This is a genomic window from Paraburkholderia haematera, from assembly GCF_905220975.1.
Lineage (GTDB): Bacteria > Pseudomonadota > Gammaproteobacteria > Burkholderiales > Burkholderiaceae > Paraburkholderia > Paraburkholderia haematera.
This window is the reverse complement of sequence record NZ_CAJNBK010000002.1, coordinates 516,360-539,540: the sequence shown is the minus strand read 5'-3', so window position 1 is coordinate 539,540 and position 23,181 is coordinate 516,360. Positions and strand designations below refer to the sequence as shown.

The window sequence follows — 23,181 nt, the reverse complement described above, 5'->3', positions numbered from 1 at the left end:
AACCTTCAAAACGGTGCGAACCGGCCAGCGCGCGCACTATGCGGCGGCCAGGGCTCGCGTTAAAGCCCACGTTATGTGAACGAGAGTTTACACGTGGACGAGGGTGCCCTCGTCCTCGCCCAATACGATGCGCTTGAGCGCACCCGGCTTGACGATCGAAAACACCCGGATCGGCAGCTTCTGGTCGCGGCACAGCGCGAACGCCGTGGCGTCCATCACCTGCAGATTGCGGCCGATCGCTTCGTCGAAGCTGATCGTGGCGTAACGGGTCGCGCTCGGATCCTTCTTGGGATCGGCCGAATACACGCCGTCTACCTTGGTGGCCTTCAGCACGACTTCCGCGCCGACTTCCGAACCGCGCAGCGCGGCGGCCGTATCCGTCGTAAAGAACGGATTGCCGGTGCCGGCCGCGAAAATCACGACTTTGCCTTCTTCGAGCTGGCGAATCGCGCGGGGCCGGATGTACGGCTCGACCACCTGGTCCATGCGCAGCGCGGATTGCACGCGCGCTTCGATACCGGCGTGGCGCATTGCGTCCTGCAGCGCCAACGCATTCATCATGGTGGCCAGCATGCCCATGTAGTCAGCCGTGGCGCGATCCATACCGGCCGCGCCGCCCGCGACGCCGCGGAAAATATTGCCGCCGCCGATCACCACGGCCAGCTGCGTTCCGAGACGGACCACTTCGGCCACGTCCGCTACCATTCGTTCGATGGTTGCGCGATTGATGCCGAAGGCATCGTCGCCCATCAGAGCTTCACCGGAGAGTTTGAGCAGGACGCGTTTATAGGCAGTGGGCATAGGGGTATCCAGATCGCGCAGAACAGGGCAACAACAAGGGACTAATGTAGGGGTGAAATACTGATTCGGGCAAGCGCCGCCAAATTGACGAACCCTGGGGTTCGCCAGCGGCGTGCGCCACGAGGATCAACCCGCGCGCAGCCTTGCGGCGCCGCCGACCGCGGCAAAGTCTTGCTCCGCCGCGGGTCCAACGGTACTAACTGAAGCTTAAGCGAGACTTATTGTTGCTTTGCAGCAGCGACTTGAGCGGCCACTTCAGCTGCGAAGTCGTCCTGCTTCTTCTCAATGCCTTCGCCGACCACGAACAGCGCGAACTTCTGCACGCTCGCATTGCCAGCCTTCAGCATCTGTTCGATCGTCTGCTTGTCGTTCTTAACGAACGTCTGGTTCAGCAGCGACACTTCCTTCAGGTACTTCTGCACGCTGCCGTCGACCATCTTGGCGACGATTTCAGCCGGCTTGCCCGATTCGGCAGCCTTCTGCTCAGCAATGCTGCGTTCCTTGGCGATCAGATCCGCCGGCACGTCGTCCGACGACAGCGAGACCGGCTTCATTGCGGCAATGTGCATGGCCACGTCCTTGCCGACCTGCTCGTCCGCGCCGGTGTACTCGACCAGCACGCCGATACGCGTGCCGTGGAGGTACGCCGCCACCTTGTTCGCGGTCTCGAAACGCACGAAACGGCGGATCGACAGGTTTTCACCGATCTTGCCGACCAGTGCCAGACGCACTGCGTCGACCGTCGAGCCGTCCAGCGGCAGTGCCGACAGAGCCGCGACGTCAGCCGGGTTTTGCGTAGCGACCAGTTCAGCGACCGTCTTCGAGAAAGCCAGGAAGTCGTCGTTCTTCGAAACGAAGTCGGTTTCGCAGTTCAGTTCGACCAGCGAACCCGCGTTGCCGCCGATGAACGATGCGACCACGCCTTCAGCCGTCACGCGCGACGCTGCCTTGCTGGCCTTGTTGCCCAGCTTCACGCGCAGCAGCTCTTCAGCGCGCTCCATGTCGCCTTCGGCTTCCGTCAGCGCCTTCTTGCATTCCATCATCGGCGCGTCGGTCTTTGCGCGCAGTTCTGCAACCATGCTTGCGGTAATTGCCGCCATCATTTGCTCCTTGAGTTCCGTCTGTCACACGCCGCCCGGACTTCGATACCGGCGGCAAGAATTCGTTTCAACGTCGCACGTATTTTTTACGAACTACGTTTCAGCACTGCACACAGCACATCACTACTTTGTCGCGGCTTAAAAAAAGGGGGCCTGTAGAAAGCCCCCTTTTTTGCCGGACACGGGGCAGCTTTACGCTTCCGGGTTGACCTCGACGAACTCGTCGCTGTCGCCGCCACGTGCAGCTTGCACCACTTCGTTGACCGCATTGGCACGGCCTTCGACGATCGCGTCAGCCACGCCAGCCGTGTACAGAGCGACAGCCTTCGAAGCGTCGTCGTTACCCGGGATCACGTAGTCGATGCCTTCCGGCGAGTGGTTCGTGTCGACCACGGCGATGACCGGAATGCCGAGCTTGTTAGCTTCGGTCACGGCAATCTTGTGGTAACCGACGTCGACCACGAAGATCGCGTCCGGAATGCCACCCATGTCTTTCACGCCGCCGATCGACTTTTGCAGCTTGGTCATTTCGCGTTCGAACAGGAGCGCTTCTTTCTTGCTCATGCGTTCGGTTTCGCCTGCTTCCAGCGCTGCTTCCATGTCCTTCAGGCGCTTGATCGAGACCTTCAGCGTCTTGAAGTTGGTCAGCATACCGCCGAGCCAGCGTGCGTTGACGAAAGGCATGCCAGCGCGTTGCGCTTCTTCAGCGATCGTGTCGCGCGATTGACGCTTCGTGCCGACGAACAGGATCGTGCCGCGATTCGCTGCCAGTTGACGCGCGTACTTCAGCGCGTCGTTGTACATCGGCAGCGTCTTTTCGAGGTTGATGATGTGAATCTTGTTGCGATGACCGAAAATGAAGGGGGCCATCTTCGGGTTCCAGAAGCGCGTTTGGTGACCGAAGTGGACACCGGCTTCCAGCATTTGACGCATGGTAACTGCCATGAAATTCTCCGCGAGGGTTAGGTCTTAAGCCGGCTGCCGTATCTGCCGCGCCGCCAGTGGTGCTCATTGCACCCTCTCTGGCTGGAACGCGACGGACACCCTGGGTGCGCCGGCTTGCGAGTCTGCTGCCTTGGTGCTGCTCTATCCCGTAGCGCAGGCAACTATCGCCACGAGAAGCCTTCCCGCCAGAGTTTGTGCCCATTCCGCCATCGGAACTTATTAGAACAGCGGATAGAGCAACAAAATAAGACAGAGATCGACTTAGCCAAAGATTATAGCACGTGACTATTGCCCGACTCAACCCGCCCGGTAGCTCCTGCTTGCCGCAGGCGGTTGCACCCGGGCGCTTGCCGGCGCCCTCGCCAAGGCACCTGCGGGCGCCCGCAACCCGCCGTAAACACAAGGGCAAAAGGCGCCGCCCCTCTCGCAAAACCCTGCGGCAGGTGGAATATGGTGCGATAATCTTGCAATAAATTGCATTTCAGGCCCGACTCATGGCTATTACGCTCAAAAACGAACACGATATCGCGCAGATGCGCGTCGCCTGCAAGCTCGCCAGCGAAGTGCTCGATTACATTACGCCGTTCGTCACGGCCGGCATCACGACCGGCGAACTCGACCGGCTGTGTCACGAGTACATGCTCAAGGAGCAAGGCACGATTCCGGCGCCGCTGAATTATCAGCCGCCCGGCTATCCGCCATACCCAAAAGCCACCTGCATTTCGGTCAACGACGTGATCTGCCACGGCATCCCGGGCGATAAGACGGTGAAGAACGGCGACGCGTTGAATATCGACGTCACGGTGATCAAGGAAGGCTATTTCGGCGACACCAGCCGGATGTTCATCGTCGGCGAAGGCTCGATCATGGCCAGGCGCCTCGTGCAGACCACCTTCGAATGCATGTGGCTCGGCATCGATCAGGTGCGCCCGGGCGCCCATCTCGGCGATATCGGCTACGCCATCCAGAAACACGCCGAAGGGCAAGGCTACAGCGTGGTACGCGAATATTGCGGCCACGGCATCGGCACGGTGTTCCACGAAGACCCGCAGATTCTGCACTACGGCCGTCCCGGCACTGGGCTCGAGCTGCAGACCGGCATGATCTTCACGATCGAACCGATGATCAACGCCGGTCGGCGCGACATCCGCACCATGCCGGACCAGTGGACCGTCAAGACCAAAGACCGCAGCCTGTCGGCACAGTGGGAGCACACCATCCTCGTCACCGAAACCGGCTACGACGTGCTGACTGTCTCGGCCGGCACGCCCGCGCGTCCGCCGGTTGTCGCAGCCACGGCCTGACCGACTTCCGACCTCACCCGCCCGCCTGCCAATGAGTAGTGTTCCAGCCGTCGCCCAATCCCATGCCTCGTCGCTCAAGGCGGACTATAAAGTGGCCAAAGCCCAGTTGCTGGAACGCTTCAGGACCGCCTCCAACGTCGACTCGCTGATGGCCGCGCTCGCGCACGTCACGGACGAGTCGCTACGCGCCGCCTGGAACACCTGTCAGCTGCCGCCCGAACTGGCGCTACTGGCCGTCGGCGGTTACGGGCGGGGCGAACTCGCGCCCCACTCCGACATCGACATTCTGGTCCTGCTGCCCGACGCGCCAATCGAGCATCTCGAAGCGCGCATCGAACGCTTTATCAGCCTCGCGTGGGATTTGGGGCTCGAACTCGGCAGCAGCGTGCGCAGCGTCGCGCAGTGCGTCGAAGAGGCCGCCAACGACGTCACCGTGCGCACCTCGCTGCTTGAAGCGCGGTGCATAACGGGCAGCGCGTCGCTTTTCGACGACTTTGTTGCGCGCTACCGCGAAACGCTCGACCCGCGCGCATTCTTCCAGGCCAAAGTGCTGGAAATGCGTCAGCGGCACGCCAAGTTTCAGGACACGCCGTATTCGCTCGAACCGAACATCAAGGAAAGCCCGGGTGGTCTGCGCGATCTGCAACTGATTTTGTGGATTACACAGGCGGCCGGTTTCGGCAGCAGCTGGCGCGAGCTCGAAGCACGCGGCCTGATCACCCAGCGTGAAGCGCGCGAACTGCGCCGCAACGAAGGCTTCCTGAAAACGCTGCGTGCCCGGCTGCATGTGATCGCCGGCCGCCGCCAGGACATCCTGGTATTCGACCTGCAAACGCCCGTAGCCGAAAGCTTCGACTACAAGCCGACGGCCACCAAGCGCGCCAGCGAACAACTGATGCGCCGCTATTACTGGTCCGCCAAAGCCGTTACGCAGCTTGCCACCATCCTGATCCAGAACATCGAGGCGCAGCTTTTCCCCAACACGAGCGGCATCACACGCGTGCTGTCGGAGCGTTTCGTCGAGAAGCAGGGCATGCTGGAGATCGCCAGCGACGACGTATTCCAGCGCGAGCCGAACGCGATCCTCGAGGCTTTCCTGCTCTATGAGCAGACGCCGGGCGTGAAAGGTTTGTCGGCGCGCACGCTGCGCGCGATTTACAACGCCCGCGACGTGATGGATCAGCATTGGCGGCGCGACCCGGAAAACCGGCGCCTGTTCATGGACATTCTGAAGCAGCCGGCCGGCATCACGCACGCACTGCGGCTGATGAACCAGACCAGCGTGCTCGGCCGTTATCTGCTGAATTTCCGGCGCATTGTCGGACAGATGCAGCACGACCTGTACCACGTCTACACCGTCGATCAGCACATCCTCATGGTGTTGCGCAATCTGCGCCGCTTCGCGGTAGCCGAGCATGCGCACGAATATCCGTTCTGCAGCCAGTTGATCGCCAATTTCGACCGGCCGTGGGTGTTGTACGTGGCGGCGCTGTTTCACGACATCGCCAAGGGCCGAGGCGGCGACCATTCCACGCTCGGCATGGCGGACGCGCGGCGCTTCTGCCGTACCCATGGCATCGAGGGCGAGGACGGCGAACTGGTCGTCTGGCTGGTTCAGCAGCATCTGACCATGAGCCAGGTCGCGCAGAAACAGGACACCAGCGACCCCGAGGTCATCAAGCGGTTTGCCGAACAGGTCGGCAACGAGCGCCGGCTGACGGCGCTTTACCTGCTGACCGTGGCCGACATTCGCGGCACCAGCCCGAAAGTCTGGAACACCTGGAAAGGCAAGCTGCTCGAGGACCTCTACCGCGCAACGTTGGCGGTGCTCGGCGGCGCACGGCCTGACGCGCACTCCGAACTGAAGTCGCGCCAGGAAGAGGCGTTGGCCCTGCTGCGCCTCGAAACCGTGCCGGAAGGCGCGCAGAAGGCGCTGTGGGACAAGCTGGACATCGGCTACTTCCTGCGCCACGACGCGGCGGATATCGCCTGGCAGACCCGCGTCCTGTACCGGCACGTCGAGACCGCGACGCCGATCGTGCGTGCGCGTCCTTCGCCGATCGGCGAAGCGCTTCAGGTGCTGGTGTACGTGAAAGATCAGCCCGATCTGTTCGCCGGCATTTGTGCGTATTTCGACCGCAATGGCTTGTCAGTGCTCGATGCGCGGGTCAGCACGACCCGTCACGGATACGCGCTCGATAATTTCCTCGTCGCGCATACCGAAGAAGACGTGCATTATCGCGATATTGCCAATCTGGTCGAACAGGAACTGACCGCACGCCTCACGGGCGACGGCACCCTGCTCCCGGGACCGTCGAAAGGCCGTTTGTCACGGCTGTCGCGGACCTTCCCTGTTACGCCGCGCGTCGATCTTCGGGCCGACGAGCGCGGCCAATACTACATCCTGTCCGTGTCGGCGAACGACCGGCCAGGCCTTCTTTATTCGATCGCGCGCGTGCTGGCCGAGCATCGGGTCGGCGTCGCTTCGGCGCGGATCAATACGCTCGGCGAACGCGTCGAAGACGTGTTCCTGCTGGATGGACACGGCCTGTCTGACAACCGTCTGCAAATTCAGGTCGAGACCGAACTGCTGCGCGCGATTGCAGTGTGAGATTTCATGCGAGTCAAATTAACAGCCAAGCACCCGCGGCCGGCTTCGTCCGAACGCGCCCCTGTCCGTACCGGAAGCACCTCGGCGCGTAAGCCGACGCGCCCGGCCGGGCCGAAGCCGTCCACGTCGACGGCGGGTTTTAGCGGGGCACGGGGTGAAGGCGCTGGTGCAGCCGGTGGCGGCAAGCGGCCGGCGGGCGCGGGTAAGCCGGCGGGCGCCGGTGCGCGTGCACCGCGGGCTGAAGGATCGTTTTCCCGCGAGCGGGATGCGGGCGGTGCTGGCGCTGCGCGCCGCGCGCCGTCGGATCGGCCGCCACGGCGTGAAGGGGCCGGCGGTGCGCCGCGCCGCTTCGAGGGCAGCGGTGATCGTGCACCCCGTCGGGACGAGGGTGCTCGTGCGCCCCGTAAATTTGAAGGTGGCGGCGACCGCAGCGAACGCGCTCCGCGCCGGTTTGAGGGCGATCGTCCGCCGCGTCGGGACGATGGTGAGCGCGCACCCCGTAAGTTTGAAGGTGGTGGTGATCGTAGCGAACGCGCTCCGCGTCGCGCTGACGGTGAACGCAGCCAGGGTGCTCCGCGTCGATTCGAAGGCAGTGGCGATCGTGGTCCGCGTCGTGATGATGGTGAGCGTGCACCTCGCAGGTTTGAAGGCGGTGGTGATCGTAGCGAACGCGCTCCGCGTCGTGCTGACGGTGAGCGCAGCCAAGGCGCTCCGCGTCGATTTGAAGGCAGCGGCGATCGTGCGCCGCGCCGCTTTGAAGGCGGTGCGGATCGTGGCGAGCGCAGTCAAGGCGCACCCCGCCGGTTCGAAGGAAGTTCGGACCGAAGCGAACGCGCACCCCGCCGCTTCGAAGGCAGCGCAGATCGCAGCGAACGTGCACCACGAAGTTTTGAAGGCAACCGCGCCCCGCGTCGCGACGACGGCGAACGCCGCCCGTTCAGTGGTCCGCGCCCGGGCGCAGGCCGCCCGTCGGAAGACCGCCCGCGTGGCGAGCGTCCGGCGCGCGACGCCTCGGATCGGTCTCGCTTCGGCAGCGATCGCGGCGCACCGCAAGAACGCCGTAGCGGCGAGCGCGGGCCGCGCAGCGACAGCGCACCGCGCCGTTTTGAAGGCGAGCGCGGCGCGTCCGAGCGTGGCGAGCGCACTTTCGCGAAGCCCGTCAAGAGTGGCTACGGTGACCGCACGGACCGTCCGGCGCGCGCGCCGCGCGACGAGCGCGGCGAACGAGCACCGGCCAGGCGTGAATTTGGCGATCGTCCGGCGCGTGCCGGCGAGCGTAGTGAACGTAATGACCGTGGCGAACGCCCAGCTCGCAGCTTCGACAAGGCGCTGCCGGCCGCAGGCCGCCGCTTTGGCGATGACAACCGCCCGGCCCGCGCCGACAAGCCGCGTGGCCCCGCACCGGCAGCCAGAGCCGAACGCGACACCGATGCCGCCCCGCGCACGCCGCGCCGCGATTACGAAGACGCACCGGGCACCGTGCGCCTGTCCAAACTGATGTCGGAACTCGGCATGTGCTCGCGCCGCGAAGCCGACGAGTGGATCGAAAAAGGCTGGGTGCTGGTCGACGGCGAGCGGATCGACACGCTCGGTACCAAGATTCGCCCGGACCAGCGCATCGAGATCGACCCGGCCGCCGAAGCCGCCCAAGCGAGCCAGGTGACGGTCCTGATCCACAAGCCCGTGGGCCTTGTATCGGGCCAGGCGGAAGACGGCTACCAACCGGCGATCACGCTGGTCACGCCGGAAAATCGCTGGGAAGGCGACAGTTCTGACATCCGCTTCTCGGTCTCGCATCTGCGCCAGCTCGCGCCGGCCGGTCGCCTGGACATCGATTCGACGGGCTTGCTGGTGCTGACGCAAGACGGCCGCATCGCCAAGCAGTTGATCGGCGGCCATTCGGAGATCGACAAGGAGTATCTGGTGCGCGTGGCGTTCGGCGAGCACACCACCGACGTCGAAAGCCACTTCCCGCCGGAAAGCCTCGCGCTCTTGTGCCACGGCCTCTCGCTCGACGACGTGCCGCTGAAACCCGCACAGGTCAATTGGCAAAACGGCGAGCAACTGCGTTTCGTGCTGCGCGAAGGCAAGAAGCGCCAGATCCGCCGGATGTGCGAGCTGGTCGGCCTCGATGTGATCGGCCTGAAGCGCGTGCGGATGGGCCAGGTGATGCTGGGTGCGCTGCCGCCGGGCCAATGGCGCTATCTGTCGGCGGACGAGTCGTTTTGATGCCGAGGGCCTGAAGCCCAAACAGCGAAACATTCACGGTGCCTGCGCCGTAATGTTCGCCCAACAAAAAACCCACACCGCGAGGTGTGGGTTTTTTGTTTCCAGCGGCACTCGCGACAAGGCAACCGCCGCAGCCCCCAAGATTGACCGTCAGTCGTCGCTACCCAGGTCCATATCCGGAAACAGGACTTCCGTGAAGCCAAACTTCGCGAAATCGTTGATCCGCATCGGGTACAGCTTGCCGATCAGATGGTCGCACTCATGTTGCACGACACGCGCGTGGAAACCTTCGGCGACGCGGTCGATCGGTTTGCCGAATTGATCGAAGCCGTGATACTTGATCATTGAAAACCGGCTCACCGCGCCTCGCAGGCCCGGCACGGACAGGCAGCCTTCCCAGCCCTCTTCCATATCCAGCGACACCGGCGTGATAGTCGGATTGATCAACACCGTCTCCGGCACCGGCGGCGCATCCGGATAGCGCTCGTTGTGCCCGAAACCGAAGATCACGACCTGCAGATTGACGCCGATCTGCGGCGCGGCGAGCCCCGCACCGTCCGCGTCGTGCATGGTTTCGAACATGTCTTTGACGAGTTCATGCAGTTCGGGCGTGTCGAAGTGATCGACCGGATCGGCAATGCGCAAAAGACGCGGATCGCCCATCTTGAGAATTTCGCGAATCATAGATGCCCCTCCAGGAGCTTACGCATACCATCTTCGTCGAGTACCGGGATGCCGAGTTCCTCGGCTTTCGCCAACTTGCTGCCCGCTTCGGCCCCCGCCACCACGTAATCGGTTTTCTTCGACACCGAACCTGCCACTTTCGCGCCAGCCGCTTCGAGCATTTCTTTCGCCTCTTCGCGGGCAAGCGTCGGCATGGTACCGGTCAATACGACCGTCTTGCCGGCCAGCACGCCCTGCGGCGCCTTGGGAGCGGGCGGTCCTTCCGGCCATGTGACCTTGCCCGGCGCGCGGAGTTGCTCGATCACCGTCCGATTGTGCTCTTCGGCGAAAAACTGATGAATCGACTCGGCCACCACAGGACCCACGTCGTTCACCTCAAGCAATTCTTCGACCGAGGCATCCATGATCGGATTCAGCGAGCCGAAATGTTTGGCCAGATCTTTCGCCGTCGATTCGCCCACATGCCGGATACCAAGCGCGTAAATGAAGCGCGCGAGCGTGGTGTGCTTGCCTTTTTCGAGCGAGTCGAGCAGATTCTGCGCGGACTTTTCGGCGAAGCGGTCGAGTTCAGCAAGTGTCGCAAAGCCAAGGTTGAACAGATCGGCCGGCGTGCGCACCAGATTCTGCTCGACGAGTTGATCGATGATCTTTTCGCCGAGCCCGTCGATATCCAGCGCCCGCCTCTGCGCGAAGTGCCACAGCGCCTGCTTGCGCTGTGCCGGGCAGAACAGGCCGCCCGTGCAGCGCGCAATTGCCTCGTCCGGCAGCCGTTCGATGCTCGAACCGCACACCGGGCAATGCGTGGGCATGACGAACTCGCGGGCGTCGTCCGGGCGGCGGTCGAGCAGCGCGCTCACCACCTCGGGGATCACGTCGCCGGCACGCCGCACGATCACCGTGTCGCCGATGCGGATATCTTTGCGGCGCACTTCGTCTTCATTGTGCAACGTGGCGTTCGTCACCGTCGCGCCACCGACGAACACCGGTTCCAGCCGCGCAACCGGCGTGATTGCGCCGGTGCGGCCGACCTGCACGTCGATCGCGACCAGTTTGGTCAGGGCTTCCTGCGCGGGAAATTTGTGCGCCAACGCGAAACGCGGCGCGCGCGAGACAAAGCCGAGCGCGTCCTGCTCATCGCGCCGGTTGACCTTGTAGACGACGCCGTCGATATCGTAAGGCAGCGTATCGCGCTTCTCGCCTACAGCGTGAAAAAATCCCAGCAAGCCCTCGGCGCCTTGCACCACCGCCCGCTCGCCATTCACCGGCAAGCCCAGTTCCTTGTACCAGTCGAGCAGTTCGCTATGCGTGGCCGGCATCTCGCCGCCTTCGAGCACACCGATTCCATAAGCGAAGAAGGACAGCGGACGCTGTGCGGTGATCTTCGAATCGAGCTGGCGCAGGCTGCCCGCGGCAGCGTTACGCGGATTGGCGAATTCCTTCTGCTCAGCCGCCCGCTGGCGCTCGTTCAGGCGTTCAAAATCGCGCTTGAACATGAGCACTTCGCCGCGCACGTCGAGCACATTCGGCACACGTTTGCCCTTGAGCTTGAGCGGAATGGAACGGATCGTGCGGACGTTCTCGGTGACATTTTCGCCGGTGGCGCCGTCGCCGCGCGTGGATGCCTGGACGAACACGCCGTCGACGTAACGCAGCGAGATGGCTAGGCCGTCGAATTTCAGTTCAGCCGCGTACTCCACCGGCACCGGCGGTTCGCTCGCGTTCTTGCCGAGCGCGTCGCCAACGCGCTTGTCGAACGCGACGATGTCTTCGTCCGCGAAGCCATTGTTCAGCGAGAGCATGGGTTGATCGTGCACGACCGGCTCGAAGCCACTTGAGGCCTCGCCGCCCACGCGCTGGGTGGGCGAATCCGGCGCGATCAGATCCGGATGCTCCGTCTCGATTCGCTCCAGCTCCTTGAAGAGCTTGTCGTATTCCGCGTCCGGCAGGTCCGGCTGGTCGAGCACGTAGTACGCGTAATTGGCGCGTTCGAGTTCCGCGCGCAGCCACGCGGCCCGCTCTGCCGGAGCGCTGGTTGCAGGGTTTGAGGCGGGGGTTCGGGCCATGCTGTCGGAAGCTTCTTCAATGAAATTCAGACATAGGATTATCGCAGGAAAGCGTGCCCCTTTACATCGGCCGAATGGCCAGTTTCGTGGGTTCGATGCACACGCCGAAACGCTGCCCCAAATGCCAACGGCCGCACAATGTGCGGCCGTCGAATCCAGCATAACAAGGCGGTGCCCTTACTGGCTGAACAAACGCCGGGTGGCCGGCGAACCCGCCGGAATACCCGCCTGTTCGAGCTTCGCGTAGAGCGTCATCAACTGCTTTTCGATCGCCAGCAGCGCGGTTTCCGGCAACGGACGGCGCCCATCGTCGACCACCCGTCCGCCAATACGCTCAGCCAACGATTTCGCGTAGTCGCACATCAGGCGGAACGGCAGGATGTCTTCGTCCGCGACCGGCACGTCGAGCACCAGCGTGATCATCTGGCCGCCCTTGTAGGTCAGGTCGTCACGCAGGAAATTGGTGTCGCCGAATTGCAGCATGAACACCGGGCTCTGCTTCGCGTCGAGCTTGACGAAGCGCGTGCCGTCGCGCGAAAGCAGCAAACCGTCCTGCGACGCGACGGCCTGGACATAGTTGGCCGACCACGGCGCGCCGTCGGAGAGTACGTTGATCGACAGTTGCGCATCGCACTGCGCGGCGAAGCCGTCGAGCTCGCGCGCCATGGCAACCGTTTCGAGCATGTCGGGAAATTCCGGCGACGCGTCAAGCGCATCGGCAAACTGCTGCACGCCCGTCACGAACTCCGAAAACTCCAGTTCGTTGAGCGCCCCGCTGCGATTGGCCAACTGCGCGGCCGCGCGCAGCTCTTCATAGCGTGCGCCGTTTTGCAATAATTCCCACGCACCGCCTTCGAGCTTGCCTTCGATATGCACGGGCTTGCTGCCGGCGCGGCGCAGACGCTGCGCAAGCGGAATCACCTTGTCGCCGGCCACCGGGCCGTTCAACCGAATCGGCACGATGCAGTCGATGCGCCGATCGACGATAGCCGGCGGCGCCGACGAAATCGTCGTGGCAGCGGGCAGGATCGGCTCGGCCGGTTCGGCGGCCTTCGCAGCCTGGCCGCCTTCGGCTTCAGAAATGCCTTCGGCTTCGGGATAGCCGTTCGGCGTCGTCATCTCGGCCTGAATATCGGCCGGCGTATCGAGCGGCGCGGCAGTCGCGCCAAAAGTCGGCTCAACGCGCGCCGCTGCGCTTTCCGCCGCCGCCTCCGAACCCACTACCGGCTCGCGCCGTGTGGTCGGCCGGGCCGGCTCGATAAACGGGCTCTGTTCTTCCTGATCGTCGCGCGCGAAACTTTCGGCGGTATCGGCCGGCATCGGGCGTGGCATCTTGCGGCGCACTTTCGCGCCCTGCCATGCGTTGTACACGACCACGCCCCCGACCACCACGGCACCCGCGCCGATCAAACCGAGTGTCAACTCGTCCATGCATGCTCCATCAGCAATTCTTTTGTCTGCGCGGCTATGCGCCCACCCCACGTGTCGCGCGGCCGATGGCCGCTGCGCTGAACGCGGGCGCCCGCGATGATCAATCTAAACGAAAACTTAAACGATATTCTGGGCGAAACCAGCCGCCGATTCCATGTCGACCGCAACGATCCGCGATACGCCCTGCTCCTGCATGGTCACGCCGATCAGTTGCTGCGCCATTTCCATCGCGATCTTGTTGTGCGAAATGAACAGGAACTGCGTCTTGTCCGACATCGCGCGTACGAGGTTCGCAAAACGTTCCGTATTGGCGTCGTCGAGCGGCGCGTCCACTTCGTCGAGCAGACAGAACGGCGCGGGATTCAACTGGAACATCGCGAACACCAGCGCGGTGGCGGTCAGTGCCTTTTCGCCGCCCGACAGCAGGTGAATCGTCGAATTCTTTTTGCCCGGCGGTTGCGCCATCACCTGCACGCCGGCGTCGAGAATCTCGTCGCCGGTCATGATCAGCCTGGCCTGGCCACCGCCAAAGAGACGCGGGAACAGCTCGCCGAAATGACGGTTCACTTCGTCGAAAGTGCCTTGCAGCAACGTACGCGTTTCGCCGTCGATCTTGCGGATCGCGTCTTCCAGCGTTTCGATCGCGTTGGTCAGGTCGGCCGATTGCGAATCGAGGAACGTTTTGCGCTCGCTCGCCGCCTTCAGCTCGTCCAGTGCGGCCATGTTGACCGGGCCGAGCGCCGTGATCGCGTTGTTGATCCGCGTGACTTCGCCTTGCAGGTAGGACGGCTTCATGTCCGGCGTGAGCTTGGCCTGCAATTGCGCCTCATCGACACCGGCCGCGGCCAGTTGCTCGATGAACTGCTCGCCGTTCAGGCGCGCGGCCTGTTCCTTCAGCTGCAATTCGTTGATGCGGTCGCGCAGCGGTTGCAGCGCACGTTCGGCGGTCAAACGGGTTTCGTCGGCGGCACGCAGCTTGGCGGTCAGGTCGTCCAGTTCGAGACGTGCGGCGTGCAGCGCTTCTTCCTTGACCGCGCGGATATCGAGCGCGTCCTGCAAGCCGGTATGCGCGGTTTGCTCGTTGATCGTTTCCAGCTCGGCGCGCGCGTCTTCCAGCGACGCGGCGACGCGCTCGCTCTGCTCATGCGAGACCTGGATGCTGCGCTTCAATTCGTCGATACGGTTCGCCATATTGCGCGCGGCGAAACGCGCGTCGGTGGCGGCCCGGTCGAGATCACGCGATTGCGCGCGCGCGGCGGTCAGCGATTCGTCGAGTGCTTCGAAGGCCAGTTGATGATCTTCGAAACGCGCTTGCAATTCCGCGAGTTCGGCGTCGTGACGCTCGAAGTTCGCTTCCGATTCGGCGCGCAAAGCGCGCTGCTCTTCGATCTGCGCGGTGATTTCTTCAAGCTCTTCGCGGATCTGCGTGCTGCGCTGCGTGTAGCGTTCATGTGCCTGTGCGAGCTTCAGCACGTCCATCTGCAATGCGTGCACGCGTTGCGTCGCGCGCTCCGACTGTTGACGCACATCGGTCAACACTTGTGCAGCCTGCGTATGCGCGGCTTCGGCGCGGATCGCGGCGGACTTGGCCTCATCGGCGAGCAGGGCTTGCGCACGCACCTGACGCGTCAGGTTTTCAATTTCCTGCTGACGGGCCAGCATGCCGGCCTGTTCGGAGTCGGCGGCATACAGCTGGACGCCGACCCGCGTCACTACGTGGCCGGCCTTCACGACGAACGATCCGCCTTCCGGCAGTTGCGCGCGCATGGCGAGCGCCTGCTGCAGATCGTCAGCGGCGAAGGCGAGGCCGAGCCATTCGTTCAGCACGGCGCGAATGCCCGCGTCGTCGATACGAACCAGCGACAGCAGCGGACGCAAAGCCGGCGGTGCGGCGACCGGCTGACCGGCTGCCGGCGGTGCGTAGAACGCGAGCTTGGCGGGCGGCGCATCGGTGGCGAATGCCTTGACCCAGTCGAGGTTCGACACCTCCAGCGCAGCGAGCCGCTCGCGCAGCACCGCTTCGAGCGCGGCTTCCCAGCCTGCTTCGACGTGCAGCTTCTTCCACAGACGCGGCAAGCCGCTCAGCTCGTGCTTTTCAAGCCACGGCTGAATCTTGCCTTCGGTCTGAACGTTTTCCTGCAATTGCTTGAGCGCGGCAAGGCGAGCGTCAAGCTGATGAATCTGTGCACTTTCCGACTGCACGCGTTCCTGGGCCGCACGCCGTTCGCCGTCGAGACGCGGCAGCGTTTCCTGCGCGTCGGCGAGACCGGCCTGCGCGTCGTGCAGGATTTCTTCGTGCTCGGCGAGCTGCATGCGCAGGTCTTCGAGTTGCGCTTCGTCGGGCGCGTCGAGACCGCCCGCTTCCAACTTCAGCCGCTCGTGACGCTGCTGCAGTTGCTGCAATTGCTGATCCGCATTGCGCTGATGCGCGGCTTCGAGCTTGATGGCCTGTTCGGTCTGCGCGATCCCGCCGCGCTCGGCGTTCAGTTCGGTCTGCGCGTCGCGCCAGCGCGCTTCCAGCGCCGGCATCGCATCGTGCTTCGCGGCGGCTTCGTCTTCGGCCAGCGCGGCTTTTTCTTCGGCGACTGCGAGTTGTTCTTCGGCGTCTTCGAGATCGCCTTGCGCTTTCTGGGCTTGCGATTGCCACTGTTCACGCTGCGCGGTCAACGCGGCGATCTGCGCCTGCACGCGGTTGCGCGATTCGACGATGAACTTGATCTCGGCCTCGAGGCGGCTGACTTCGGCATTCGCCTCGTACAACGCGCCCTGCGCACCCTGCATTGCGTCACTGGCGGAATAATGCGCGACGCGCAGCGTTTCGAGCTGCGCTTCGACTTCGCGCAGCTTCGCGGTTTGCGCTTCGAGGTCGATCTGCGCCTGTTCGATGGCGCGTTGCTGGCGCTCCTGCTCGCCGCCGGCTTCGTTCTTGCGCAACAGCCACAACAGACGTTGCTTCTCTTCGCCGTCGGCCTGCAAATCCTTGTATTTGGTCGCGACGATTGCCTGCGCCTCGAGCTTCTCGAGGTTCGCACTGAGTTCGCGGACGATGTCTTCGACGCGGATCAGATTCTCGCGCGTGTCGTGCAGACGGTTCTCCGTCTCGCGGCGGCGTTCCTTGTACTTCGACACGCCCGCGGCTTCTTCGAGGAACACGCGCAGCTCTTCGGGCTTCGCCTCGATCAGGCGCGCGATCATGCCCTGCCCGATGATCGCGTACGCACGCGGCCCGAGGCCGGTACCGAGGAAGATGTCCTGAATGTCGCGGCGGCGAGCCGGCAGGTTGTTGATGTAGTAGCTCGAGGTGCCGTCGCGCGTGAGCACGCGCTTGACGGCGATTTCGGCATACTGCCCCCACTGCCCGGCGGCCCGGCCGTCGGCGTTGTCGAACACGAGTTCGACGCTGGCGCGGCTACCCGGCTTGCGCGCGGTCGAGCCATTGAAGATCACGTCCTGCATCGACTCGCCGCGCAGCTCGGAAGCGCGCGATTCGCCGAGCACCCAGCGCACGGCGTCGATGATATTGGACTTGCCGCACCCATTCGGTCCGACCACGCCGACAAGCTGGCCCGGGACCTGGAAATGCGTGGGATCGACGAATGACTTGAAGCCAGCGAGTTTGATCGAGGTCAGACGCACGGCGATTTCGCTGTTTGAAAAGGGAAAATAAAAGGTGGCTCGTGAAGTTCGCGCCAGCCGTTCGCCGATGCAGCGAAACGGCCCGCGAAACCCCGCGACACGGGCGCCAATCGCACGCGGTGAAGCATGCGCCGGCTAATGAGGGGCAATCATACCATCGCGCGCGAGCGGTTCTTAGCGTCCTTACGGTCTGTGCTGTCGCCGGTGTCGAGACCCGTGTCCTGATTGGCCGGATCAGGCGGCAAAGCCTTGGTCCGGTGCACCCAGCTGGATAGCGCCGACGCCAGCACGATGCACGCGCCGCCGGCCCATTCGCGCGGGCCCGGCGTCTCGCCGGCAAAGAGCCACGCGGACAAGGCCGTGACCACGATCTCGAACAGCATGATGATCGAGGCCCGATTGGCCGGCACGCGCGAAAGTCCATACTGCACGAGCATATTGTTCGACGCGAGCAGAAAACCGAGGCCGAGCACCAATAGCGCGGCCGTGCCGAGATGCGCGCCGGTGGGCGGTGCGGGCATTGCCTCGAACAGCGATGCAAAGGCGCTGAAAATCGCCGCGCCGCCGAAGATCGTCGCGGTGCGCATTTCCGGTTTCATCTCAGGCAGCACCCGGCTTGTCTTGAGAATCAGCACGTTGCTCATCGCGAAGCCCATGCCGCCCGCAAGCCCGGCCCATTCGGCCAGGTTGCCGGGCACCGGGATGCCCAGTTGCGGCGACCACAGCATGGTCATCGCGCCAGCGAGCGATAGCGCGGCGAGGCCGGCGCCCGCCCAGGTGAGCCGTTCATGCAGGATGAAGTGCGCAAAGAGCGCGGTCCAGGCAGGGGTGAGATAGAACAGCAACAGAACGCGCATCACCTCGCCATGGATCGAACCCCACACGAAGCCGAGATTGGTGATGCCTGCGGCCAGCGCCAAGGCCGGCAGCAGCCAGTGCCAGCGCACGGTCCTGAGCGCGCGATAGCGCACCAGCAGGACGAACAGGCAACCGGCGCCGCTAGTGAGCGCGCTCGCGGCCGTACCGGTTACGCCGAGCGCATTCAGCATGCGCAGCGGGTACCAGATCATGCCCCACACCGAGGCGCCCAGCATGATCGCGAGGGTAGGCCAACCCGTCGGCCAGCTATTGCGAAGCCAGTTGCTCATTGCGCGGTCCTCCCGCGGCCGTGGCTGCGCTTGCGGCTAGTGCTGCCGAAGGCGGCGTCCTCGCGCCCGCTTCGTCCGGATGTGTCCATTGCTGCTACGACCATTACTGCTCCTGCTTATTTTTTACGCGCACCGTCCGCGGTTCGCGTCGTTTCCGCTGCGTCGCATTGCCTGCGCCGCCTGGCGGGTTGCGCCGCGCCGGTCCGCGAACGGCTGCGCGCCACGCTATAATCATCCGCTCGCCGCCGCTGCCACCCTTTTCGCGTCATTTCGCGTCATTCATGCGTTTTGCGATCAGCGCGCGTGCCCAGCGTCTCCCTGCATCCGTCTGCGCCCATCCTCGATCAGGCTCGATCCGCCCAGTGAACCCTCTACTCGACTCCCTTCAGCCCTATCCGTTCGAAAAGCTGCGTGCGCTTTTCAAGGACGTCACGCCGCCGGCCGGCCTCGCGCATATCAGCTTCGGCATCGGCGAACCGAAACATCCCACGCCCTCGCTGATTCGCGACGCGGTGATTGCCTCGCTCGGCGGTTTGTCGTCGTATCCGGCCACCATCGGAACGCCTGCCCTGCGCGAGTCGATCGCGAAATGGGTGACGCAGCGCTACACCCTGCCCCCGGTCGATCCGGCTACCCAGGTGCTGCCGGTGGCGGGCTCGCGCGAGGCGCTTTTTGCGCTCGCACAAACGGTCATCGCCCCCAGACAGAATGCTGACGGCGAGCCTGCGATCGTACTCTGTCCGAACCCGTTCTACCAAATCTACGAAGGCGCGGCGATTCTCGCCGGCGCGCAGCCGTACTTCGTCAATAGCGACCCGGCGCGCAACTTTGCCTGCGACTATTCGGCGGTCCCGGCCGACATCTGGGCGCGCACTCAGCTGTTGTACGTGTGCTCGCCGGGCAATCCCACCGGCGCCGTGCTCACGCTCGACGACTGGCGCGAACTGTTCGCGCTGTCGGACCGTTACGGCTTCGTGATCGCCTCGGACGAGTGCTACTCGGAAATCTACTTCGACGAAGCCCATCCGCCGCTCGGCGGCCTGGAAGCGGCCCACAAGCTCGGTCGCGGCTTCGAGCGCCTTGTCATGCTGTCGAGCCTGTCCAAGCGCTCGAACGTGCCAGGCATGCGCTCGGGCTTCGTGGCGGGCGACGCGGCGATCCTGAAAGACTTCCTGCTATACCGGACATACCACGGCGCGGCCTTGTCGACCGTGTTCCAGAGTGCCAGCATCGCGGCCTGGAATGACGAAACGCACGTGCGCGAGAACCGCGCGAAGTATGTGCAGAAGTTTTCCACCGTGACGCCGATGCTCGCCGAGGTGCTCGACGTACGCCTGCCGGACGCGGCGTTCTACCTGTGGGCGGACGTCTCGCGCACGGGCCTGTCGGACACCGAGTTCGCCCAGCGCCTCTACGCCGACTATAATGTGACGGTTCTGCCGGGCTCCTTCCTCGCGCGCACTGCGCACGGTGTGAACCCCGGCCGCAATTTCGTGCGCATGGCGCTCGTCGCCGATGTCGACGAATGCACGCAAGGCGCACAACGGATCGTCGATTTTTGCCGCGCGCTCGCGGGCTGAGTTTTTCGTGCGTTTTTCGTGCGTTTTTCGTGCGTTTTTCGTATTCGGCAGCCCCGCGCACCGCATTCCCTTCTTCAGACTTCAACTCTTCAGAAAAGCACGCATATGTCGCAACAACTTCAGCAGATCATTGATACCGCCTGGGAAAACCGCGCCGACCTGTCGCCGAAGGCCGCTCCGGCCGACGTGCGTGAAGCCGTCGCCCATGCGATCGAGCAACTGGACAAGGGCGCGCTGCGCGTGGCCGAAAAGAAGGACGGCGACTGGGTCGTCAATCAATGGCTGAAGAAGGCCGTTCTGCTGTCGTTCCGATTGGAAGACAACGTGGTGCAAGCGGCCGGTGGCTACTCGCAGTTCTACGACAAGGTGCCGTCGAAGTTCGCCAACTACACCGCTGAAGACTTCGCCGCCGGCGGCTTCCGCGTGGTGCCGCCCGCCATCGCGCGCCGCGGCTCGTTCATCGCGAAGAACGTGGTGCTGATGCCGTCGTACACCAACATCGGCGCTTACGTGGACGAAGGCTCGATGGTCGACACGTGGGCCACGGTCGGTTCGTGCGCGCAGATCGGCAAGAACGTCCACCTGTCGGGTGGCGTGGGCATTGGCGGCGTGCTGGAGCCGCTGCAGGCCAACCCGGTCATCATCGAAGACAACTGCTTCATCGGCGCGCGCTCGGAAGTGGTGGAAGGCGTGATCGTCGAAGAAAACTCGGTGATCTCGATGGGCGTGTACCTCGGCCAGAGCACCAAGATTTACGACCGCGAAACCGGTGAAGTCACGTACGGCCGCATTCCGGCGGGCTCGGTGGTGGTGGCGGGCAACCTGCCGTCGAAAGACGGCTCGCACAGCCTCTACTGCGCCGTGATCGTCAAGAAGGTCGACGCCAAGACACGCGCGAAGGTCGGCCTGAACGAGCTGCTGCGAGGCGACTGATGGCACGCGGCACCAAAACCGTGGTCTACGGCATTCCGAATTGCGACACCGTGAAGAAGGCCCGTGTGTGGCTGGAAGAGCATGACGTCGAGTTCGAATTCCACGACTTCAAGAAACACGGTGTGACCGAGCCGCTCGTGCAGGACTGGCTGAAGGACGTGAAGCTCGACGCGTTGCTGAACCGTCGCGGCACGACCTGGCGCGGCCTGTCCGACGACATGAAGGCGGCGGCGGACACGCAGTCCGGCGCGATCGCGTTGATGATCCACAAGCCGTCGGTGATCAAACGGCCGGTGCTCGTGGTCAATGGAAAGGTCAAGTCGCTCGGTTTCTCCGCGGACGAATACACGGCGTTGTTTGCCTGATTGCCGGTTCTGAAGCCTAACGCCCAGGGTTGGAAGCAAAAATCGAACGCAACAAGCAGTAAAACGTGGCCTCGCCGCGTTGCTTAAAAAAGCTGTTGCCGGCTGCGGTGTCCAACCGCCAGCCGGCATTTTTTCATTTCAAAGTGGCTTGTACTGAATCCATGTCCGGCACCCTCGCCCTTACCGAACAACTGATCGCGCGCGCCTCTGTCACGCCCGACGACCAGCATTGCCAGCGCCTGCTGATCGAACGCCTGTCCGCGCTCGGCTTCGAGCACGAGACGATCGAATCGAACGGCGTGACCAACCTGTGGGCCGTCAAACGCGGCGCCGACGGCACGCGCGGCAAGCTGCTCGCATTCGCCGGCCACACGGACGTCGTACCGACCGGGCCGCTCGAACAATGGCACTCGGCGCCGTTCGAGCCGACCCATCGTGACGGCAAGCTCTACGGCCGCGGTGCGGCGGACATGAAGGCCTCGATCGCCGGCTTCGTGGTGGCAAGCGAGGAGTTCGTCGCGGCGCACCCCGCGCATCGCGGCTCGATCGCTTTCCTGATTACGAGCGACGAAGAAGGCCCCGCTACCGACGGCACCGTCAAGGTCGTCGAAGCGCTGCAGGCGCGCGGCGAGCGCATGGACTACTGCCTCGTCGGCGAACCGACCTCAAGCGCGCAGTTCGGCGATATGGTCAAGAATGGCCGTCGCGGTTCAATGTCGGGCAAGCTGATCGTCAAGGGCGTGCAAGGCCATATCGCCTACCCGCATCTGGCGAAAAACCCGGTGCATCTGCTCGCGCCCGCGTTGGCCGAGCTGGTTGCCGAAAGCTGGGACGACGGCAACGAGTACTTCCCGCCCACCACCTGGCAGGTGTCGAACCTCCATAGCGGCACCGGCGCGACGAACGTGATTCCCGGCCATGCGGATGTGATGTTCAATTTCCGCTTCTCCACGGCCAGCACGGTGGAAGGCCTGCAGGCTCGCGTCCACGCGATCCTCGACAAGCACAATCTCGAATACGACCTGCAATGGACCGTGAGCGGCCTGCCGTTCCTCACGCCGCGCGGCGATCTGTCGAACGCGCTGGCTCAGGCGATCAAGGACGAAACCGGCGTCACGGCAGAACTGTCGACCACCGGCGGCACTTCGGATGGCCGCTTCATTGCCCGCATCTGCGAGCAGGTGATCGAATTCGGTCCGCTGAACGCCAGCATCCACAAGATCGACGAACATATCGAAGTCGCACACATCGAGCCGCTGAAGAACGTGTATCGCCGCGTGCTCGAACAACTGATCGCCTGACCAAGGAATTTCCGCGATGACGCTCCCGTTTTCAACTGTCCGCGACCTGCTGCGTTTTGCGGTGTCGCGCTTCAATCAGGCCGAGTTGTCGTTCGGCCACGGCTCGGCCAACGCCTACGACGAAGCCGCCTATCTGATCCTGCAGACGCTGCACCTGCCGCTCGATCTGCTGGAGCCATTCCTCGACGCGCGTCTCTCCGCCGCAGAAATCGACGCCGTACTGAACGTGATCGAGCGCCGCGCCGGTCTGCGCGTGCCGGCGGCCTACATCACGCAGGAAGCGTGGATGCACGGCTTCCGCTTCTACGTGGATGAACGCGTGATCGTGCCGCGCTCGTTCATCGGCGAGTTGCTGCAGGACGGCCTGCAACCGTACGTCGAAGATCCCGAACAGGTGGCCGCCGTGCTGGAACTGTGCACGGGCTCCGGCTGCCTCGCGATCCTCGCGGCGCACGCATTCCCGAATGCGGATATCGACGCAGTCGATCTCTCCGCACCCGCGCTGGAAGTCGCCACACGCAACGTGACGGATTACCGGCTCGACGACCGCGTCGCCCTCTTCGAAGGCGATCTGTACGCGCCGCTCGCCGAGCGCCGCTACGACGTGATCATCAGCAATCCGCCGTATGTGAACGCCGCCTCGATGAAGGAACTGCCCGCCGAATACAAGCACGAGCCCGACATGGCTCTGGCAGGCGGCGCGGACGGCATGGATATCGTGCGCCGGATCATCGCCGAAGCACGCAACTGGCTGACCGAAGACGGCGTGCTGGTGGTCGAGATCGGTAACGAGCGCGCGAACGTCGAAGCGGCATTCGGCGGTCTCGATCTGGTGTGGCTGTCGACGAGTGCCGGCGACGACAACGTGTTCCTGATCCAGGCCGCGGATCTGCCAGTCTGACGTTTTCTTGCTGGATCCTCGAGGCGTGCGGCAGGCATTCAGTGCTTGCGGCGCGCTTCGTCCGTGGGTCGCCTGTGAATTATCCGGGGGCCGCCCACGTGTCTTCTGCCTCTGGCCCGTGAGTCAGGCCACCTCAACGCACTCACGTT

16 protein-coding genes are annotated in these 23,181 nt (G+C 63.8%); 8 read left to right on the top strand and 8 right to left on the bottom strand.

Going from position 1 to position 23,181, the window contains the following annotated elements:
- Positions 1–87: 87 nt before the first annotated feature.
- The 3 genes from pyrH to rpsB form a co-directional block, all read right to left on the bottom strand.
- Positions 88–801, bottom strand: coding sequence for a UMP kinase (gene pyrH / locus KHO23_RS06855; RefSeq protein WP_028199371.1), 714 nt, complete (start codon positions 799–801; stop codon positions 88–90).
- 218 nt (positions 802–1,019) lie between these two features.
- On the bottom strand, positions 1,020–1,901 hold the full coding sequence (tsf, locus tag KHO23_RS06850) for a translation elongation factor Ts (protein WP_211610356.1): 882 nt from the start codon (positions 1,899–1,901) through the stop codon (positions 1,020–1,022).
- Between the two features lie 192 nt (positions 1,902–2,093).
- A complete protein-coding gene (gene rpsB, locus KHO23_RS06845; RefSeq protein WP_211610261.1) occupies positions 2,094–2,846 on the bottom strand; it encodes a 30S ribosomal protein S2 in 753 nt (250 codons plus the stop codon).
- 494 nt (positions 2,847–3,340) lie between these two features.
- Between rpsB and map the strand changes: the two genes are divergently transcribed.
- The 3 genes from map to KHO23_RS06830 are packed head-to-tail and all read left to right on the top strand — an operon-like array spanning position 3,341 to position 8,990.
- Positions 3,341–4,150 (top strand): type I methionyl aminopeptidase, encoded by an 810-nt coding sequence (map, locus tag KHO23_RS06840; protein WP_211610260.1) that lies wholly within the window; start codon positions 3,341–3,343, stop codon positions 4,148–4,150.
- A gap of 31 nt (positions 4,151–4,181) precedes the next feature.
- Complete coding sequence (locus KHO23_RS06835; protein WP_211610259.1) at positions 4,182–6,761, top strand: [protein-PII] uridylyltransferase; 2,580 nt, start codon at positions 4,182–4,184, stop codon at positions 6,759–6,761.
- Between the two features lie 6 nt (positions 6,762–6,767).
- Positions 6,768–8,990 (top strand): pseudouridine synthase, encoded by a 2,223-nt coding sequence (locus KHO23_RS06830; RefSeq protein WP_211610258.1) that lies wholly within the window; start codon positions 6,768–6,770, stop codon positions 8,988–8,990.
- A gap of 150 nt (positions 8,991–9,140) precedes the next feature.
- On the opposite strand, the gene def is transcribed toward KHO23_RS06830, so the two are convergent.
- From def to KHO23_RS06805, 5 genes are all read right to left on the bottom strand, one after another.
- Entirely contained in the window at positions 9,141–9,674 is a 534-nt protein-coding gene (gene def / locus KHO23_RS06825) for a peptide deformylase (RefSeq protein ID WP_211610257.1), read from the bottom strand.
- Positions 9,671–11,737 (bottom strand): NAD-dependent DNA ligase LigA, encoded by a 2,067-nt coding sequence (gene ligA / locus KHO23_RS06820; protein WP_211610256.1) that lies wholly within the window; start codon positions 11,735–11,737, stop codon positions 9,671–9,673. The genes def and ligA overlap by 4 nt, the downstream gene beginning before the upstream one ends.
- Before the next feature lie 177 nt (positions 11,738–11,914).
- Positions 11,915–13,168 carry a cell division protein ZipA C-terminal FtsZ-binding domain-containing protein gene (locus KHO23_RS06815; protein ID WP_211610255.1) on the bottom strand — a complete coding sequence of 418 codons (1,254 nt, stop codon included), beginning with the start codon at positions 13,166–13,168 and terminating at the stop codon, positions 11,915–11,917.
- 117 nt (positions 13,169–13,285) lie between these two features.
- Complete coding sequence (smc, locus tag KHO23_RS06810) at positions 13,286–16,804, bottom strand: chromosome segregation protein SMC (RefSeq protein ID WP_211610254.1); 3,519 nt, start codon at positions 16,802–16,804, stop codon at positions 13,286–13,288.
- A 149-nt stretch (positions 16,805–16,953) separates the two neighbouring features.
- Positions 16,954–17,952 carry a DMT family transporter gene (locus KHO23_RS06805; RefSeq protein WP_211610253.1) on the bottom strand — a complete coding sequence of 333 codons (999 nt, stop codon included), beginning with the start codon at positions 17,950–17,952 and terminating at the stop codon, positions 16,954–16,956.
- A gap of 362 nt (positions 17,953–18,314) precedes the next feature.
- Here KHO23_RS06805 and dapC point away from each other — a divergent pair, with 362 nt between their 5' ends.
- The 5 genes from dapC (at position 18,315) to prmB (ending at position 23,032) form a co-directional block, all read left to right on the top strand.
- Positions 18,315–19,532 carry a succinyldiaminopimelate transaminase gene (gene dapC, locus KHO23_RS06800; RefSeq protein ID WP_211610252.1) on the top strand — a complete coding sequence of 406 codons (1,218 nt, stop codon included), beginning with the start codon at positions 18,315–18,317 and terminating at the stop codon, positions 19,530–19,532.
- 105 nt (positions 19,533–19,637) lie between these two features.
- Entirely contained in the window at positions 19,638–20,465 is an 828-nt protein-coding gene (gene dapD / locus KHO23_RS06795; RefSeq protein WP_211610251.1) for a 2,3,4,5-tetrahydropyridine-2,6-dicarboxylate N-succinyltransferase, read from the top strand.
- On the top strand, positions 20,465–20,830 hold the full coding sequence (locus KHO23_RS06790; RefSeq protein WP_211610250.1) for an ArsC family reductase: 366 nt from the start codon (positions 20,465–20,467) through the stop codon (positions 20,828–20,830). Before dapD ends, KHO23_RS06790 begins: the two co-directional genes overlap by 1 nt.
- A gap of 161 nt (positions 20,831–20,991) precedes the next feature.
- A complete protein-coding gene (gene dapE, locus KHO23_RS06785) occupies positions 20,992–22,131 on the top strand; it encodes a succinyl-diaminopimelate desuccinylase (RefSeq protein ID WP_211610249.1) in 1,140 nt (379 codons plus the stop codon).
- 16 nt (positions 22,132–22,147) lie between these two features.
- On the top strand, positions 22,148–23,032 hold the full coding sequence (gene prmB / locus KHO23_RS06780; protein WP_211610248.1) for a 50S ribosomal protein L3 N(5)-glutamine methyltransferase: 885 nt from the start codon (positions 22,148–22,150) through the stop codon (positions 23,030–23,032).
- The last annotated feature ends 149 nt before the right edge of the window (positions 23,033–23,181 follow it).

Excerpts from the sequence above, each read along its gene's own strand:
- pyrH (WP_028199371.1), bottom strand. The coding sequence starts at position 801 with ATGCCCACTGCCTATAAACGCGTCCTGCTCAAACTCTCCGGTGAAGCT.
- tsf (WP_211610356.1), bottom strand. The coding sequence starts at position 1,901 with ATGGCGGCAATTACCGCAAGCATGGTTGCAGAACTGCGCGCAAAGACC.
- rpsB (WP_211610261.1), bottom strand. The coding sequence starts at position 2,846 with ATGGCAGTTACCATGCGTCAAATGCTGGAAGCCGGTGTCCACTTCGGT.
- map (WP_211610260.1), top strand. The coding sequence starts at position 3,341 with ATGGCTATTACGCTCAAAAACGAACACGATATCGCGCAGATGCGCGTC.
- KHO23_RS06835 (WP_211610259.1), top strand. The coding sequence starts at position 4,182 with ATGAGTAGTGTTCCAGCCGTCGCCCAATCCCATGCCTCGTCGCTCAAG.
- KHO23_RS06830 (WP_211610258.1), top strand. The coding sequence starts at position 6,768 with ATGCGAGTCAAATTAACAGCCAAGCACCCGCGGCCGGCTTCGTCCGAA.
- def (WP_211610257.1), bottom strand. The coding sequence starts at position 9,674 with ATGATTCGCGAAATTCTCAAGATGGGCGATCCGCGTCTTTTGCGCATT.
- ligA (WP_211610256.1), bottom strand. The coding sequence starts at position 11,737 with ATGGCCCGAACCCCCGCCTCAAACCCTGCAACCAGCGCTCCGGCAGAG.
- KHO23_RS06815 (WP_211610255.1), bottom strand. The coding sequence starts at position 13,168 with ATGGACGAGTTGACACTCGGTTTGATCGGCGCGGGTGCCGTGGTGGTC.
- KHO23_RS06805 (WP_211610253.1), bottom strand. The coding sequence starts at position 17,952 with ATGAGCAACTGGCTTCGCAATAGCTGGCCGACGGGTTGGCCTACCCTC.
- dapD (WP_211610251.1), top strand. The coding sequence starts at position 19,638 with ATGTCGCAACAACTTCAGCAGATCATTGATACCGCCTGGGAAAACCGC.
- KHO23_RS06790 (WP_211610250.1), top strand. The coding sequence starts at position 20,465 with ATGGCACGCGGCACCAAAACCGTGGTCTACGGCATTCCGAATTGCGAC.
- dapE (WP_211610249.1), top strand. The coding sequence starts at position 20,992 with ATGTCCGGCACCCTCGCCCTTACCGAACAACTGATCGCGCGCGCCTCT.
- prmB (WP_211610248.1), top strand. The coding sequence starts at position 22,148 with ATGACGCTCCCGTTTTCAACTGTCCGCGACCTGCTGCGTTTTGCGGTG.